Origin of the sequence: Candidatus Poriferisodalis sp. (assembly GCF_965215815.1) — a bacterium.
Classification (GTDB): domain Bacteria; phylum Actinomycetota; class Acidimicrobiia; order Acidimicrobiales; family Poriferisodalaceae; genus Poriferisodalis.
In genome coordinates, this window is the sequence record NZ_CBDCEO010000013.1 from 999,424 (window position 1) to 1,013,423 (window position 14,000).

General features: G+C 66.0%; 14 protein-coding genes and 1 pseudogene. 3 read left to right on the top strand and 12 right to left on the bottom strand.

Features of this window, described 5'->3' with window-relative positions:
* Positions 1-18 precede the first annotated feature (18 nt).
* The 11 genes and pseudogenes from ACOOHB_RS14480 to ACOOHB_RS14530 all read right to left on the bottom strand — a co-directional run bounded on the left by ACOOHB_RS14480 (position 19) and on the right by ACOOHB_RS14530 (position 8,417).
* Positions 19-1,332 carry an NADH-quinone oxidoreductase subunit D gene (locus ACOOHB_RS14480; protein WP_420445536.1) on the bottom strand — a complete coding sequence of 438 codons (1,314 nt, stop codon included), beginning with the start codon at positions 1,330-1,332 and terminating at the stop codon, positions 19-21.
* On the bottom strand, positions 1,329-1,859 hold the full coding sequence (locus tag ACOOHB_RS14485) for an NADH-quinone oxidoreductase subunit C (protein WP_420445537.1): 531 nt from the start codon (positions 1,857-1,859) through the stop codon (positions 1,329-1,331). Before ACOOHB_RS14485 ends, ACOOHB_RS14480 begins: the two co-directional genes overlap by 4 nt.
* A 53-nt stretch (positions 1,860-1,912) precedes the next feature.
* A pseudogene (locus ACOOHB_RS14490) lies at positions 1,913-2,452 on the bottom strand (NADH-quinone oxidoreductase subunit B); the annotation flags it as partial.
* On the bottom strand, positions 2,452-2,967 hold the full coding sequence (locus tag ACOOHB_RS14495; RefSeq protein ID WP_420445538.1) for an NADH-quinone oxidoreductase subunit A: 516 nt from the start codon (positions 2,965-2,967) through the stop codon (positions 2,452-2,454). The gene ACOOHB_RS14495 and the pseudogene ACOOHB_RS14490, both read right to left, overlap by 1 nt.
* 69 nt (positions 2,968-3,036) lie before the next feature.
* Positions 3,037-3,864, bottom strand: coding sequence for a hypothetical protein (locus tag ACOOHB_RS14500; protein WP_420445539.1), 828 nt, complete (start codon positions 3,862-3,864; stop codon positions 3,037-3,039).
* Positions 3,861-4,994: a c-type cytochrome gene (locus ACOOHB_RS14505; protein ID WP_420445540.1), complete on the bottom strand. Its 1,134-nt coding sequence runs from the start codon at positions 4,992-4,994 to the stop codon at positions 3,861-3,863. Before ACOOHB_RS14505 ends, ACOOHB_RS14500 begins: the two co-directional genes overlap by 4 nt.
* Position 4,995: 1 nt before the next feature.
* The gene (locus ACOOHB_RS14510; RefSeq protein WP_420445541.1) at positions 4,996-5,883 is read right to left on the bottom strand and encodes a ubiquinol-cytochrome c reductase iron-sulfur subunit; all 888 of its coding nucleotides are present in this window, start codon (positions 5,881-5,883) and stop codon (positions 4,996-4,998) included.
* Positions 5,884-5,895: 12 nt separating this feature from the next.
* A complete protein-coding gene (locus ACOOHB_RS14515) occupies positions 5,896-6,660 on the bottom strand; it encodes a menaquinol-cytochrome c reductase cytochrome b subunit (protein WP_419551237.1) in 765 nt (254 codons plus the stop codon).
* Positions 6,661-6,688: 28 nt separating this feature from the next.
* A complete protein-coding gene (extP, locus tag ACOOHB_RS14520; RefSeq protein WP_419554789.1) occupies positions 6,689-7,405 on the bottom strand; it encodes a selenite/tellurite reduction operon b-type cytochrome ExtP in 717 nt (238 codons plus the stop codon).
* Between the two features lie 148 nt (positions 7,406-7,553).
* Complete coding sequence (locus tag ACOOHB_RS14525) at positions 7,554-7,970, bottom strand: 4Fe-4S dicluster domain-containing protein (protein ID WP_419551238.1); 417 nt, start codon at positions 7,968-7,970, stop codon at positions 7,554-7,556.
* Between the two features lie 12 nt (positions 7,971-7,982).
* Positions 7,983-8,417, bottom strand: a complete 435-nt coding sequence (locus tag ACOOHB_RS14530; RefSeq protein WP_420445542.1) for a hypothetical protein — start codon at positions 8,415-8,417, stop codon at positions 7,983-7,985.
* A 331-nt stretch (positions 8,418-8,748) separates the two neighbouring features.
* Between ACOOHB_RS14530 and ACOOHB_RS14535 the strand changes: the two genes are divergently transcribed.
* The 3 genes from ACOOHB_RS14535 (at position 8,749) to ACOOHB_RS14545 (ending at position 13,648) form a co-directional block, all read left to right on the top strand.
* Positions 8,749-9,519, top strand: coding sequence for a c-type cytochrome (locus ACOOHB_RS14535; RefSeq protein ID WP_420445543.1), 771 nt, complete (start codon positions 8,749-8,751; stop codon positions 9,517-9,519).
* Between the two features lie 88 nt (positions 9,520-9,607).
* A complete protein-coding gene (locus tag ACOOHB_RS14540; protein WP_420445544.1) occupies positions 9,608-10,879 on the top strand; it encodes a geranylgeranyl reductase family protein in 1,272 nt (423 codons plus the stop codon).
* Between the two features lie 258 nt (positions 10,880-11,137).
* Complete coding sequence (locus ACOOHB_RS14545; protein WP_420445545.1) at positions 11,138-13,648, top strand: fibronectin type III domain-containing protein; 2,511 nt, start codon at positions 11,138-11,140, stop codon at positions 13,646-13,648.
* Here the strand turns inward: ACOOHB_RS14545 and ACOOHB_RS14550 are convergent.
* On the bottom strand, positions 13,596-13,790 hold the full coding sequence (locus ACOOHB_RS14550; protein WP_420445546.1) for a hypothetical protein: 195 nt from the start codon (positions 13,788-13,790) through the stop codon (positions 13,596-13,598). The two genes, ACOOHB_RS14545 and ACOOHB_RS14550, sit on opposite strands and share 53 nt — an antisense overlap.
* Between the last annotated feature and the right edge of the window lie 210 nt (positions 13,791-14,000).

Here is a 14,000-nt window from a genome sequence, read left to right on the forward strand (position 1 = left end):
CGCGGCGGTCGCAAACCCTCACCGATCAACCTCCCCCATGATCGGGTCGATTGAGGAGATGATGGCGATGGCGTCGGCGAGCAGGCCGCCGTACATCAGGTGCGGGAGGCTCTGCAGGTTGACGAACGAAGGGGCCCGGATGTGCACCCGCTGCGGCTTGGGCCCGCCGTCGGACACCAGGTAGCAGCCCAGCTCGCCGCGCGGCGACTCAACCGCCACATAGGTCTCTCCTGGCGGCACCTTGAAGCCCTCAGTGAAGATCTTGAAGTGGTGGATCAGAGCTTCCATGGACTCGTCGATGCGAGCCCGAGGCGGCGGCGTGACCTTGCGGTCCTCGGTGCGGTAGAGACCCTTCGGCATCTTGTCGAGGCACTGCTCGACGATGCGCATCGACTCGCGGATCTCGTTCAGGCGGATCGAATAGCGGTCGAACGTGTCGCCGTAGGCACCCACAACGACGTCGAACTCGACCTCGTCGTAGGCCAGGTACGGCATGGTGCGGCGCAGATCCCACGCCTCGCCGGTGCTGCGCAGCAGCGGCCCCGTGGCCGACATGGCGATGGCCTCGTCGGCAGTGATGACGCCGACGCCTTGAGTGCGGTCTCGCCAGATCGGCTGGCCAGTCATCAACGTGTCGAACTCCGAGAGCCGTCCGGGCAGCACCGCCAAGATGCGCTCCACATCGTCTTGCCAGCCATCGGGCAGGTCGGCCGCCACACCGCCAGGGCGGATGTAGTTGTGGTTCATCCGCAAGCCAGTGACGCTCTCGAAGAACCGAAGGATCTCCTCGCGCTCTTTCCAGCCGTAGAGCATCATCCCGACTGCGCCGAGGTCCATGCCGTTCGTCGCGAGGAACAGCAGGTGCGAGCTCATGCGGTTCAATTCGCACATGAGCATGCGGATCCAGGTCGCTCGCGGCGGGATCTCCGTTCCCAGCAGGTCCTCGACCGCGAGACAGAACACCAACTCGTTGAACAGCGGCGAGGCGTAGTCCATGCGGGTGACGTTCGTCGGCCCCTGCAGGTAGGTGAGGTCCTCGGCGGTCTTCTCCATCCCGGTGTGCAGGTAGCCGATGATCGGCTTGGACCGCAGCACGGTCTCTCCCTGCAGTTCCATCGCGATGCGCAGCACGCCATGGGTGGACGGATGCTGCGGGCCCATGTTGATGAGCATCGGCTCGTCGCCACTATGGGCTGCAACAGAGCCCTCGCCAACATCGGCTGTGCCTGCCTGCGCCGATGAAACATCGGCGGCAGCCAGAGCGACGTCCTCGGAGATGCGCAGCACTGCATCGGCCGGCCGGCGAATGACGGTCTCCGTCGTGGCGCTCATCGGCCTTCGACCGCTTTGAACTGCACCGGGATGGCGCCGATGGCGTAGTCCTTGCGCAGCGGGTGGCCGTCCCAGTCTGGCGGCATGAGGATGCGGCTGGGATCAGGGTGGTCGCTGAAGCTGATGCCGAACAAGTCGGCGGCTTCTCGCTCGGGAGCCTCAGCCCCCGGGTACAGACCGACCACCGAGGGCACCTGCGGGTCGTCTGCAGGCACTTGGGTGCGAACGCGCAACCGGCGACGGCCGCGGAGATCCAGCAGGTTCACCACGACCTCGAAACGCTCCGGTTCAATACCCGGCGGCAGGGTCCGGCTGCGGTTCGTGAGCCCATCCGTGGCGCACACATCGACGCACAGCTCGAAACCGTCGGCAGCGGCCATGCCCATTACATCGAGGTACTCGTCACGGCTCGGATGCACGACCTGCTGGCCGCGCTCGTCAGTGCACGACACGCCGAACATCGTCGGCTGCTCGGCCGCTTCTGCGGTCGGCGCGGTGTCGTCGGCTTCAACGCCTTCGTCTGCCATTAGCGCGTCACCACAGCAGTCGACTGGCCAACCCCATGTGTCTCGAGGGCCACTGCAGCTCCGCCACCGCGCTCGGCGCGTCGCTGGGTCAGTTCGCCGGTGCGAATCTTCTCGTGCAGGGCAAGGATGGCGTGCAGCAGCGTTTCAGGACCCGGCGGGCAGCCGGGCACGTACATGTCAACCGGCACGACCTGGTCGACGCCCTGCACGATGGCATAGTTGTTGAACATCCCGCCGCTGGATGCGCACACACCCATAGACAGCACCCACTTAGGCTCCATCATCTGGTCGTAGATCTGCCGCAGCACCGGTGCCATCTTCTGGCTGACGCGTCCGGCCACGATCATCAGGTCAGCTTGGCGGGGCGAGGCGCGGAACGTTTCCATGCCGAAGCGAGCCAGGTCGTAGTGAGCCGTGCCGGTCGCCATCATCTCGATCGCGCAGCACGCCAGCCCGAAGGTCGCAGGCATAAGGCTGCGGCGCCGCGCCCACTTCACCAGTTCTTCCACCGGTGCGGTGAAGACGTTGTGCCCGAGCCCTGCCAGGCCGTCGTCGATGCCGAGTTTCGCCTTGAGTTCGTCGATGCCCGCCATTAGCCCGCTCCCGTCCCGCTGCCGTGCTGCGGGGCGCCGCTCCAGGCGGCGCCAGCCGGCACGTGCTCACGTCCCGTCAGCCCGACAGTGCGCACGGCGGTCACTCCGCTGCGGGTAGCGGGGGGCAGCGGGAGGACCCGGCGTTTGCGCGGGCCCCACTCCAGCCCGCCCATCGCCAGCTCATAGACGAACGACAGGAAGAAAATCACGACGAAGACCAGCATCGCTACAAAGCCGAAGAGACCGAGACTGGCGTTCGCGACCGCCCACGGGTACAGGAAGACGATCTCGATGTCGAACATGATGAAGAGCATCGCCACGAGGTAGAAGCGGACGGGAAATCGCTCCGGGATGGCGGCCTGGTCGACGATGCCGCACTCGTACGGCGCCAATTTGGGCTTGGTGCTGCGCTGCGGTGCCAACAGTCGCGACGCAACGATGCTGAGCAGCACGAACAAGACAGCGAGCACGCCGAGCACCAACACCGGCAGGTATTCCGCCAAGCCGCTGTTCATGCCCCTGACCTCCTCAGCGTGTCGTCGATTCGATGCCGGTCCCAGTCTGGCCCAAGAACGGCCAGCCGGTCACTGGCCCGCAGCTTCGCGCACCGCCCAGATCGCCTGGTCCCGTCGATGCAGGTGATAACAGCCCAAGCCGAACAGCAGCGCGGAGAAGATCGACAGCAAGGCCGGGCGGAGTCGGACACTGCCGTGGTTACGCACCATCACGACCGAGTACACCGGCGCGTCGTCGTCAATCTCGGCTTGCGGCAGGATGACCTCGTCCTCTTCGTCGAGCCGGTTCGGGTCGACGTCTGCGACCGGCGCGAACGGCTGGATCTGCACGACCGCGTAGTTGGGCCGTCCACGACTCGGGAAGAAGTACTGCGTGATCACGTTGTCGGGAATGCCGAGCGGGCGATACCGCTCGCCCCCGGTCACGACTACCCGGTGCGTGAAGTAGTCAGTGGCGGCAGAGAAGATGCACGAGTTCACGGCCAGCAAGCGCCGAGGGTCGGCGTCGTTACAAACCACGTGGCTGTCGGCCGCCGAGCGGACATCGGCTTCATCGACCACGATCCAGTCGGGGGGTAGCCCCTCGAGTCCGTACGCCGACAACTGCTGCACCTCTTCGGTGGGCACGACGGCTGGATTGGTCGCCACCTGCAGGACATTCCAGCCCGGCTGGCTGCCGATCCACCCGATGCCGAACACCCACCACGTGATGGACATCAGCAACATCCAGCCCCACAGGCCGGTCCACGCCACCAAGAATCCGAGCCGGACTCCCAGGTTGGTGGCCAGCAGCAGGTACACCGAACCGCACAGCACGGCCACGGCGAGGATGACGGCCAGGTAGCCGGTGAGAACCGGATCCCAGCGGACGATCCCGAGAAGGTTCGAGGCGGTCATTGGTCATCTCCCGCTTCGTCCAGCAGCTCGAAGCCGACCACAGCCTGGCTCTCCTGGTCGAGGCCGCGCTCATATTCCGCGATGGCCCGGATCTCGTCTTCATCCAGTACCCGGCCGAAGCCCGGCATGCCGTAGTTCCCCAGCCGGGCAAACTCGCCGAAGGGCACATTGTCGGCTGCGCCGTCGGAAATGAACGAGATGTGGTCTTCTATTTCGGGGAACAGCCGTTCCAGGCTCACGCCGTTAAGCGACGGGCCGTAGCGACCGGCGCCGTCGGGGCCGGGCTTTACCTCGATCAGTCCGCCGTTGTTCGGAAGCTGCGCGGGACCGCGGCCAGGCCAGCGAGGCGTGTGACAGCGCGCGCAATGCAGGTCGAACAGGACCGCACCCTCGGACCTGTCGGGGTTCGCTGCCGACTCGATGGCGAGGCGCGCCTTAGCGCGCTCTTGTGCCTCTTCGTCGCTGATGCGCTCCCGCCACAGCCACGCCACCAGGTCGTCGATCTCCTGATCGTTGAGGGGGCCACCGCCATCGAGACCCCACGCCGGCATCACGCCTCGGCCATACACGAGGATCTGTCGCACCTCGCTGACCTCGTCGAGCGTCTCGGCATCAGTGTCGAATCGAGTGAAGACGTCGTCGAGCGACGGGGCCTCCCACGTCGTGCTAATGACGTAGGACTCCTTGTCGGAGAACTGGTGGCCGATGTCGAGCACCACCGGAGCGAAACGCGCGCCGCCTAGGTCGGCGCCATGGCAGTCGGTGCACTCCTGCTCGGCCGCCAGTGCTTCACCGCGGTTCTCGGCGGCTTCGGAAAATGCCATCTCGGCACCCGAACGGCGACCGCCTTCGAGCATCCAGTAGATCGGCAGGACCAGCGCCATGATCAGCAGCATCAGGACACCGAAAGCCTGCACCTTCTCGAGCCGACGGCCCTCAAGTTCCTCGTCGTCGGGCATTTTGCCGCGGTTCGGCGCCAGCTCGACCTCGCTGCCCACCTCCACCTTGGCTTGGCGGATGTTGACGAAGACATAGATCGCCCAGCCGACAACGACAATGGCCATGAGCACGATCGCGATCGACCGCTCCGTACTGGCGGCCAGCAACTGAAGGGCGCCGGGCCCGCTCACGTCAAGCACAATGCGGGCCCTCGAGGCCTTGCCCCGTGGAGTCGGTGCCGATTGCAGGACCTTGCGACACGCTCCCGGTGTCCACGTACACGTTGCCCTCCTCGATGGTCACCGGGAACCGATCCATGCCACGAGGCGCTGGGCCAGACTTCTTCTCGCCGACGCGGTTGTACTTCGAGCCGTGACAGGGGCACTCGAACCACTGCGAGCTGCCGCACACCGGCACCTTGCAGCCGAGATGCGGGCACTTCTGCCACAGTGCGACGTACCCCAGCTTTATGGCATCGAGCACGGCGCCTGAATACACGGTCTCGGCTGCGGCCTGCGTGGCCGAGTCGGTCGGGTACGGCTGAATGTAACTCTGCGCCTCGGAGAAGTACGAGAAGTTGGCCGCCGGGGTCGACGAGGCGATGGCCTCGTCCACCGATGCGATCGTGCCGATCTTGACCTTCGAGCCGAAGCCGCCCGTCGGACGAGGCCACAGGAAGGCGATCATGGCGGCGTTGAAGGTGCCCAGACCGGTCGCCATCAGAATGACCGAGGACCGGTTCAGGAACTGCCGGCGCGTGACGCCCACCTCGCTGGGAGGCGGAGGTGCCCAGTCCTGCGGCAGCTCAGGCTCGGCGACCGCCACGGGTGCCGGGCGGCGCTCCAGTGCAACTGAGCGTTCCAGCTCCCGGGCTTGTGAGCTGGCCCCGAACGCGCCAGCGTCATCGCCCGCCGCGGCCTCGCCCGCCGCGGTGGCCGCCAGTTCGTCGCGCCGACGTGTCTCGCGCGACAGGTACCCCAGGCCGGTGGCATCCCGGCGACGCAGGGAGACGAACGCGACCACCGCACCCAGCACGACGATGACCGGGATGGCAATCGCGAGAATCGTTCCGGTGGACATGCCGACGTGCTCCTACAGGTGGAAGATGCCGTGCAGACCGGTGTCCCACGGGTAGGTGAAGTTGAAGCCCTGCCCCCTGAAGAACGAGCCGATGATTACCAGCACCGCCCAGAACATGAGATGGATCGTCTGGATAGACATGGCGAACTTGCGGTCCTCCGGCCGCATGGACGGGTTCTTGTCGATGTAAGGAGCGAAGGCCAGCAGCACGAGAGCGACGCCGGGAATAGTCACGCCGGCGATCATCGGATCGAACATCGTGAGCAGTTCTTGCAGGCCCAGGAAGTACCAGGGGGCCTTAGAGGGATTGGGCGTCTCGTTGTGGTTGGCGAGCTCCAGCAGCGGCGCGTTGATGAACAGCGAGAAGACCAGCGTGAAGGCCGTGATGAACAGCGCGGCGGTGAATTCTGCTGCCAGCAAGTGCGGCCAGACATGGACCTTGTCGCCCGGGCTGGCCTTGACATCCTGGATCGAGCCCGACTTGACCACCGTCAGCAGGCGGTGGGTGTTGCCCGCCGGCCCCGCCATGAGCGGCGGCAGCGTGGTGGCCACGCCCCCGCCGGCAGCTGCTGGGCCGCCCGCGGCCATGCCCGCAACAGCGGGCGCGCCGCCGGGCTGCTGGCTGGCTTCCAGCAGTGAGCGCGGGATCGTGACACCGTCGTCGTCATCGGGCTGCGCGGCAGCCGAGGACGCGGCGTCGCCAGGCGCGGGCGCGCCGGTGGCGCGTGCCTTGGCTTCGGCGCTGCGCCTCAGGAGGTGTTCGGGGATCTCGGTCATGGCGTTCGTTGCGGGACGTTCAGGGTTCCTACAGGGGTCCCGATATACCTCCGTCCTTTCTCACTCTCCAGAAATGGATCGCCATGAAGATGACGATCACAAAAGGAAGCATCAAGACGTGCAGCACGTACCACCGCAGCAGCGTCTCCGCTCCGATCTGCTGGCCCCCCAGCAGCACAAAGCGCACTTGGTCACCGAAGACGGGCGTGAACCCCATCATGTTCGTGCCCACCGTCACCGCCCACAGTGAGAGCTGGTCCCACGGGAGCAAGTAACCCGTGAAGCTGAGAAGCAACGTCAGTTGCAGCAGCATCACGCCGACGACCCAGTTGAACTCCCGGGGTGCCTTGTAGGCGCCGTGGTAGAAGACCCGCGCCATGTGCAAGAAGACCGTCAGCACCATGAGGTGCGCAGCCCATCGGTGCATGTTTCGTACGAGCAGGCCGAACGCAACCTGCGTGTGGAGGCTCTCGATGTCCGCCCAAGCCGCTGTATCGGTAGGTCGGTAGAAGAACATCAGGAAGATGCCCGTGATCGTCAGCAGGATGAACAGGAAGAAGCTGAGACCGCCCAGACATAGCGTGTAACTGACCTTCACCGCGTGCCGTTTCACCTTCACCGGGTGAAGGTGGTACAGGACGCTGTTCATGACGACGTACGAGCGGTTCCGGGGGCTGTCGGTGTAGCCCTTGCGGAAGATCGAACCGGGGCGGAAGACCGACGTCCAGAACTGGCTGTCCTGCATCCAATCGGCCGCCTGCGATTGCGCGTTCTGCAGACGCTGCGGCAGGTTCGGCTTGGATTTGGGGGACTCGAGAGTGTTCGCCATATGTGTTCGATCTAGGTCGACCGGGTCCTTCGCTGTCGCAACAGTTCAAGCATCGGGGCTCGCGCTACAGACGCATTCCGTAGGCGTAGCCGTGGGTGTGGGTCCGGCCGTGGACATCGCCCGACGGCGGAGGGGTGTTGCTGACCCTGCCGAGCGTGATCACGCCGGTCGGGCAGCGGTCGACACACAGCGCACAACGGGTGCACACGTCGTCGTCGATGATGAAGATGGCGTTGTCGGTGGGATCCAGCCCCGGCAGGTCCACGCCGACGGCCTCGTCGACGGCCTCGGTGGACACGTACCAGATGCACTTCCATGGGCAGATATCTACGCAGCCCTCGCACTGGATGCACTCGGACTGGTCGATATTGATGAACTGCTTCGGCTTGACCGCGGCGTCGAGGTACGCGGCATCGACCTGATGCAGGACGTAATCGTCCCGGAACTTGGGCATTGGCGGGTTCGCGTCGTTCGCAGCCATGGGTTCGCTCTCTCAGTTGCCCTTGATGAGGGGACGACCGTAATCCGAGGTCGCCTCGGCGATGAGCTGGGCCTTGTCACGCCGCTGCCACCACTTCGACAGCAGCGGAATGCCGACGAGGGCCGCAAGGTGCTCGATCACGATCACGGTGTCGCTGACCTTCTTGAGGTCGATGCGCATCGGCGGGAACGTGATGGGAGACGTCATGAACTGTCCCTCAGTGACCAGGAAACGTTCGACCGACCAGCCCCATTCGTTGTCGGTGAGGCGGATCCAGCGGTCGGGCACGATCCCGAAGACCAGCAGCATCATCATGAACACGTAGGCCGCCCCCAACATGGCCTCGCCCCACGTGGTGGGACGGTCAGCGGGACGGCGCTTGCCGTACCACATGAAGCCCGCAACCATCAGCGCGGTGACGAGGATCGAGGTGATGAGTGCAACCACTCTTTCGTTCCTCCCGCGTTCGGTCGTCGGCGTGTCAGGACCGCTGCAAGCTGGCGCATTCGATGCTTTACCGAGTACGTCAGCCGCAACGAGACCGGGTCAAAGATTACCGGCACCCCGGCTATGGCGCGTGATGTTCTAGCACGACAACCTGCGGTCGCCACCGTGTCACCGCAATCCGTCACCGCAATCCGAGCTGACTTCTACTGCGCCATTGGAGTGACTGCGTGGCAGACTTGCGCCTCGGTGCGCTCGGGCGCGTATCGTGCGCTGCGAACTTGGCCCCGCCGGCCGTGCCAGAACCCCTGGGGGAAACCCCGCGGAGGATCCCGTGACCGATGTTCCCGAGTACCTGCTGGAGCGCTCGCGACAGCGTCGCGTTGCCTTAGGGGTGCTCGAGGACGACGGCAGCGGGGACGGTGGCGCCGCTGCTGCTGCGCCGGCGGCCGGCGCAGCTCCGGCGGCAGCGTCGGGCCAGGCTGAGATGATCGCTGCGGCGCGCGAAGCGGCGAAGCTCGAAATCGAACCCGCACCGCCGCCTGATGCCCCATGGGTGGTCGCGGCCCAGACCCGTCACCGGATTCCGATCTGGGTGCTGCCCGTGCTGTTCTGCCTGCCGCTCTGGGCGTTCGTGTACGTGAAGCTGACCGAGCCGCCGCCCGAGCCGATCACGGCGATTACCGAAGGCGCGACCACATACTCAGTGCGCTGCGCGAGCTGTCATGGCGGCGATGGCTCCGGTTCCGAAGGCGGTGCCGTGGGCCGACCGCTGTGGAACGGCGGGGTGTTGCTGACGTTCCCCGGCCTGGACGATTCGTTCATCGAGTGGATCTCGGTCGGCTCTGAGGGGATCGGCTTGGGGCAGGCCTATGGCGACCCGAACCGCCCAGGCGGCGCACACATCGCCGGCGGCAGCGACAACGCGGCCAAGATGCCCGCATTTGGCGATGTGCTCAGCGAGCACCAGCTGTACTCGGTCGCGCGCTATGTCCGCGAGGTCATCGGCGGTGAAGAGATCAGCGACGAGGTCGCGGCTGAGCGTGACGCCGAGTGGGAACACCGTGGCGGCGGCTCCGATTCCGGTGAGGGCGGCGGCCACTGAGGCCCAGTTCTCAGCGCTGCGGCGCACCTGCCGGGCCCCGTTCCGCAGGGCGCCGTGGCCGTGACCCAGACAGCGTGACCCACACACCGTGACCCACACACTGGCGTGCGACGTGCTCGTCGTCGGCGGCGGGCCTGCCGGCTGTGCCGCTGCCTACTGGTCGGCACGCGCGGGGCGCGACGTCGTGCTCATCGAGCGCGCTAGCTATCCACGCGAGCGCGTGTGCGGCGATGCGCTCACTCCAGTCGCGGTGGGCGAACTCATCGACATGGGCTGCGATCCCAGCGCCGCGCGCTGGCACCGGCACCTTGGGCTGCGCATCACCGCCCACGGTCAGAGCCTCGAGGTGCCTTGGCCCAAAGGTGAGCAGTGGCCTGGTTACGGCGTCGTCGTGCGCCGACCGAGGCTGGATGCCCTGATGTCGGCCCGAGCCCAATCCGCGGGGGCACGCGTGCTGACGGGCACAGAGGTCACGGCTCCGCTGATCACCGATGGTCACCTGCGGGGATGCACTGCGATCGCCACCGGCGCGGGCAGTGCGCGCCAAGGGCCGATGGCAGCCCATGCCCGCTATGTGGTAATCGCTGACGGGCCGCGCTCGAACTTCGGCCGGGCGCTCGGAACCGTGCGAACCCGGACGTACGCGCAGGGTTTGGCGATGCGCGCGTATTACCCCACGCCGCGCCATGCCGAGCCGTGGATCGAGTCGGTCTTCGCACTCACCGATCATGCAGGCAGCCAATTGCCGGGCTATGGCTGGGTGTTCCCGGTCGGCGATGGCACCGCAAATGTGGGCGTGGGTCTGCTCAGCCATCACTACGGCAACGAGGCCATCTCGCTCGAACGCCTCTTCGAGCAGTGGACCACCCAGATTCCTGATCGTTGGGAGATCGACCCCGCTGGACTGCATTCCGCGCCAGCAGGTGGCCGACTGCCAATGGGAGGGTCGGTGCGGCCGCGCTCGGGGCCGAATTGGGTGGTGGTCGGCGATGCGGCCGGCAGTGTCAACCCTTGGAACGGCGACGGCATCGGCCCGGCGCTGACAACGGGTCGGCTGGCCGCTGAGGTCATCGGTCGAGCACTCGACACCGACGACGGCCTCGAGCTGCGGCACTACGAGGCCGCGCTGGCTGCCCGTTGGCAGCGGTACCACCACCTCGGCCGGCTGACGACGCGCGCACTCGGTCAGCCCGGTTTGATGCGGAAGCTGACGCAGCTTGCGATTCGCTCCCCCAGGATGGGGAACCTGGCCATGCGCGTCTCGACCGACCTGCTGGCGGCCAAGGCTGGTCCCATCGGCCCCCGCGGCATCTACCGGGCGGCCTCGGGGGTGGCGCGACTCTGGCGAGACCGCACCTAGAGCACTAGCGGACAGGGGCCCTCGGGCTTTCCAACCGTGGCGATAGTCGATGGATGTCTGATGGCGGTCACCGTTGGTGCCGACCACCGCGACTCGGCGGAATCGTGAGTCCTCCTGGTCGTCGATTCGCGGCGTACCGAGGGATTCCCCAATGAATCAATCTCATGCTGGTAGACATCTGCATTCATGTTTGCCGCGCGGCGCGCATAGGAGTTCAGCATGCAGAAGACTTGTCTGTCAGACCCCCCTCCCCCTCGCATGAGGCGCGCATGTGGCGCAGTGCTGACCATCGCATTCCTGTTCTCGAGTCTGGTACTGATCCCGGCCGTCGCAGCGCAAACCGCGACCGTGCCGTCCGAGCCGTACGCAGTGCGGATGTTCGCGAACCACAGCACGATCACCGTGCTGTGGGGGGCACCTGACGACAGCAGCGCATCGTCGGTCACGAAGTACAGGGTGCAATGGCGCAACCTGACCGCGAGTGAGGGCTGGCCGACCGGCAACGACTTTGGCGATGCACACCGGCAAGTCGAGATCACTGATCTGTCGAACCTGTGGTATCGGATCACCGACCTCACTAACGGTGCCGATTACCACGCGCGTGTTGCAGCAGTAAACGTTCACGGCATCGGACCGTGGGATGAGTCCTCGAATTTCAGCAACTTCGGAAGGCTGAGGGCCCCCAGCACGTTCTCCACGCTGTCGATGCCGCCGACTGATATCACGCTGGCGCCAGGTGATGGGGCAATCACCGCGACGTGGGGCGCGCCGAACGACGACGGCGGCGGCGAGTCTGACAGCTACCGGCTGGAATGGCAGGAGCTGGACGGCGCCGGTGAGCCGGTTGGTCTAACGGACCTTGAGGATCGGATCTCCAATCTGTCCCACACCATCTCCGGCCTGACGAACGGGACCACCTACCGGGTGCGGGTTGCCGCGTTCCACACCCGACTGAGTGCGGGTCGCTTCACGCCGTGGCTGGCAGCATCGCCGACTGATACTGCCTCGCCGCCGTCAGTGACGTATTCCGCGCCTGCCGATCCATCGCCGTCAGTGGCGCCACAACCGCCGGATGGCTACCGATCAGCAGGAGGCCACGGCGTCGGCATCGTCTGGTGGTATGAGCCGCCGGACACTGACACGGTTCCCGGAGACGGCGGCAGCCCGGTCACGAGCTACACCTTGCAGTGGAAAACGGGCGCGGACGCCTGGCCGACGGGCAGCAGCTACGGCATCGCCGACCGGCAAGTCCGGATCGACGTGCCGGCATCGCTTGTGGACAGCCAGGCCGGCTCCGTGCTCGACTACCTCATTCCGGGACTAGACGACGGTGCGACCTACACGGTGCGGATAGCGGCAACAAACAGCGCCGGCCAGAGCGACTGGGACGAGCGGACCATCCGGTTGCGAGGCCATCCGCCCTCGGAACCTCGAGGATTCTGCCTGAAGGTCAACTATGGCGGCATATCTGTGCTGTGGGACGTGCCGGTCGACCATGGCGGAGATCGCATCACGGGATACGCCGTTTCCTGGAAGCCGCTCGGCGCAGCCGGGTATCAAGACCAAGACCGCGATTCCGTCAGTGGGAGCAGCCCTCAGCACATGATCGATGTGACCACAGCAATGCTGGTGACGGGCGAGTCCTATGCCGTGCGCGTTCGTGCCAAGAACCGCTATGGGGCGGGCCGCCACGTCGACGAGCTGACGATTGCGTATGACACTGGCGCCAAGGCAGGCACCTGCCCGACCGCACCGCCATCCACGTCGCCAACTACATCGAATCGAGATGTTCGACGGTCTCCAGCGCCCCAGAATCCTCGCCCGACAATCACGCGCTTCAGCGGCCCAGATCGCTATGCGACCTCGTTGGCGATAGCGCGAAGAGTGGCGCGCGACACCAGCGGAAGCACCGTTGTGCTGGTTTCGGGCGAAAGCTGGGCTGACGCGGTGGCTGCTGCAGGGTTGGCGGGACGGCTGCGCGCGTCGATTGTGCTCGTCCCCAAAGAGGGACTCGACAGCGACGCGCTGAGATTCTTGTCCCAGACCGGTGCCAGAAGGGTCGTGGTCGTCGGCGGCGAAGCGGCCGTGCCGGCCTCGAGCTTGGCAGGTTTAAGCCCCGGCGTCACTGTGGAACGCGTCTCTGGCTCTGACCGCTACGCGACCTCCGCGGCAGCGGCACGCCGTCTCGGATCCGGGGGCTGGCTCAAGGACTTCGGCCGGGTCGCATTCGTGATCAGCGGCGTGTCGCACGAACACGGCATCTCGATTGGCCCGGTCGCAGCGCGCGGCGGACACCCAGTCCTGTTGACGCGCTCCGATCGCCTGCATCCCGATGTCGAGGCGTATCTGGCCTCGGGCGCGGTCACCCATGCCATCTTGGTGGGCAACGAGGCTGCCGTGGACGCCGGTACAGCCCAGACCATCGCCGATCTGGGGCTTCAGGTCACTCGTCTGGCCGGAACAGATCCATATGCGACCGCGATCGCCGTGGCGAAGTTCGCCATTGGCGGGTCCGAAGCCGGGCCAGGCGCGCAGTGTTACGGCACCTCGGTGGTCGGTCTCGCGGCGTTGGCGAGCTCGATGGATGCGTTGAGCGCAGCACCGATGCTTGGCAAGTCATGCGCTCCGCTGCTGCTGAGCTCGCCTGAGGGGCTGACGCATGCCACCAAGCGGTACCTGCTCGCGCTGATTCGAGAGTACGGCGTCGCCGTGCATGTCATTGGAGGTCAGGCTGCCGTTCCGGCGTCCGTCGTCGCGTCGTTCCGATGACCTCGGTGGTGTGGGCGAGGCTGACGAACATCGCTTCGTAGGCACCAGGCGCGAATGCCACCCCACGAGCCAGCAGCTCGGCGTGCAGTCGGGCGTAGGCCTGCTCGTCGGTCGTGCGGGCGTCGTCGTAGTCCGCCGGCACCCAGCCTGGTTCGGGAGCCCAACCGCAGTACAGGCCGACGAGGGTGTCGACCTGGCAGACGATCGCGTCGAACCCAGCGTCCGCAAGGACGTCATTGGGTCGTGGTTGGCGATGCGGCCGGCAGCATCAACCCTTGGAACGGCGATGGCATCGGTCCGGCGCTGACAACGGGTCGGCCGGCTGCTGAGGTGATCGGACGAGCACTCGACG

What these genes read in the sequence shown, in the direction of transcription:
- ACOOHB_RS14500 (WP_420445539.1), bottom strand. Translation starts at nt 3,864, where the DNA reads ATGACCGCCTCGAACCTTCTCGGGATCGTCCGCTGGGATCCGGTTCTC.
- ACOOHB_RS14480 (WP_420445536.1), bottom strand. Translation starts at nt 1,332, where the DNA reads ATGAGCGCCACGACGGAGACCGTCATTCGCCGGCCGGCCGATGCAGTG.
- ACOOHB_RS14515 (WP_419551237.1), bottom strand. Translation starts at nt 6,660, where the DNA reads ATGACCGAGATCCCCGAACACCTCCTGAGGCGCAGCGCCGAAGCCAAG.
- ACOOHB_RS14485 (WP_420445537.1), bottom strand. Translation starts at nt 1,859, where the DNA reads ATGGCAGACGAAGGCGTTGAAGCCGACGACACCGCGCCGACCGCAGAA.
- ACOOHB_RS14545 (WP_420445545.1), top strand. Translation starts at nt 11,138, where the DNA reads ATGAGGCGCGCATGTGGCGCAGTGCTGACCATCGCATTCCTGTTCTCG.
- ACOOHB_RS14510 (WP_420445541.1), bottom strand. Translation starts at nt 5,883, where the DNA reads ATGTCCACCGGAACGATTCTCGCGATTGCCATCCCGGTCATCGTCGTG.
- ACOOHB_RS14495 (WP_420445538.1), bottom strand. Translation starts at nt 2,967, where the DNA reads ATGAACAGCGGCTTGGCGGAATACCTGCCGGTGTTGGTGCTCGGCGTG.
- extP (WP_419554789.1), bottom strand. Translation starts at nt 7,405, where the DNA reads ATGCAGGACAGCCAGTTCTGGACGTCGGTCTTCCGCCCCGGTTCGATC.
- ACOOHB_RS14525 (WP_419551238.1), bottom strand. Translation starts at nt 7,970, where the DNA reads ATGGCTGCGAACGACGCGAACCCGCCAATGCCCAAGTTCCGGGACGAT.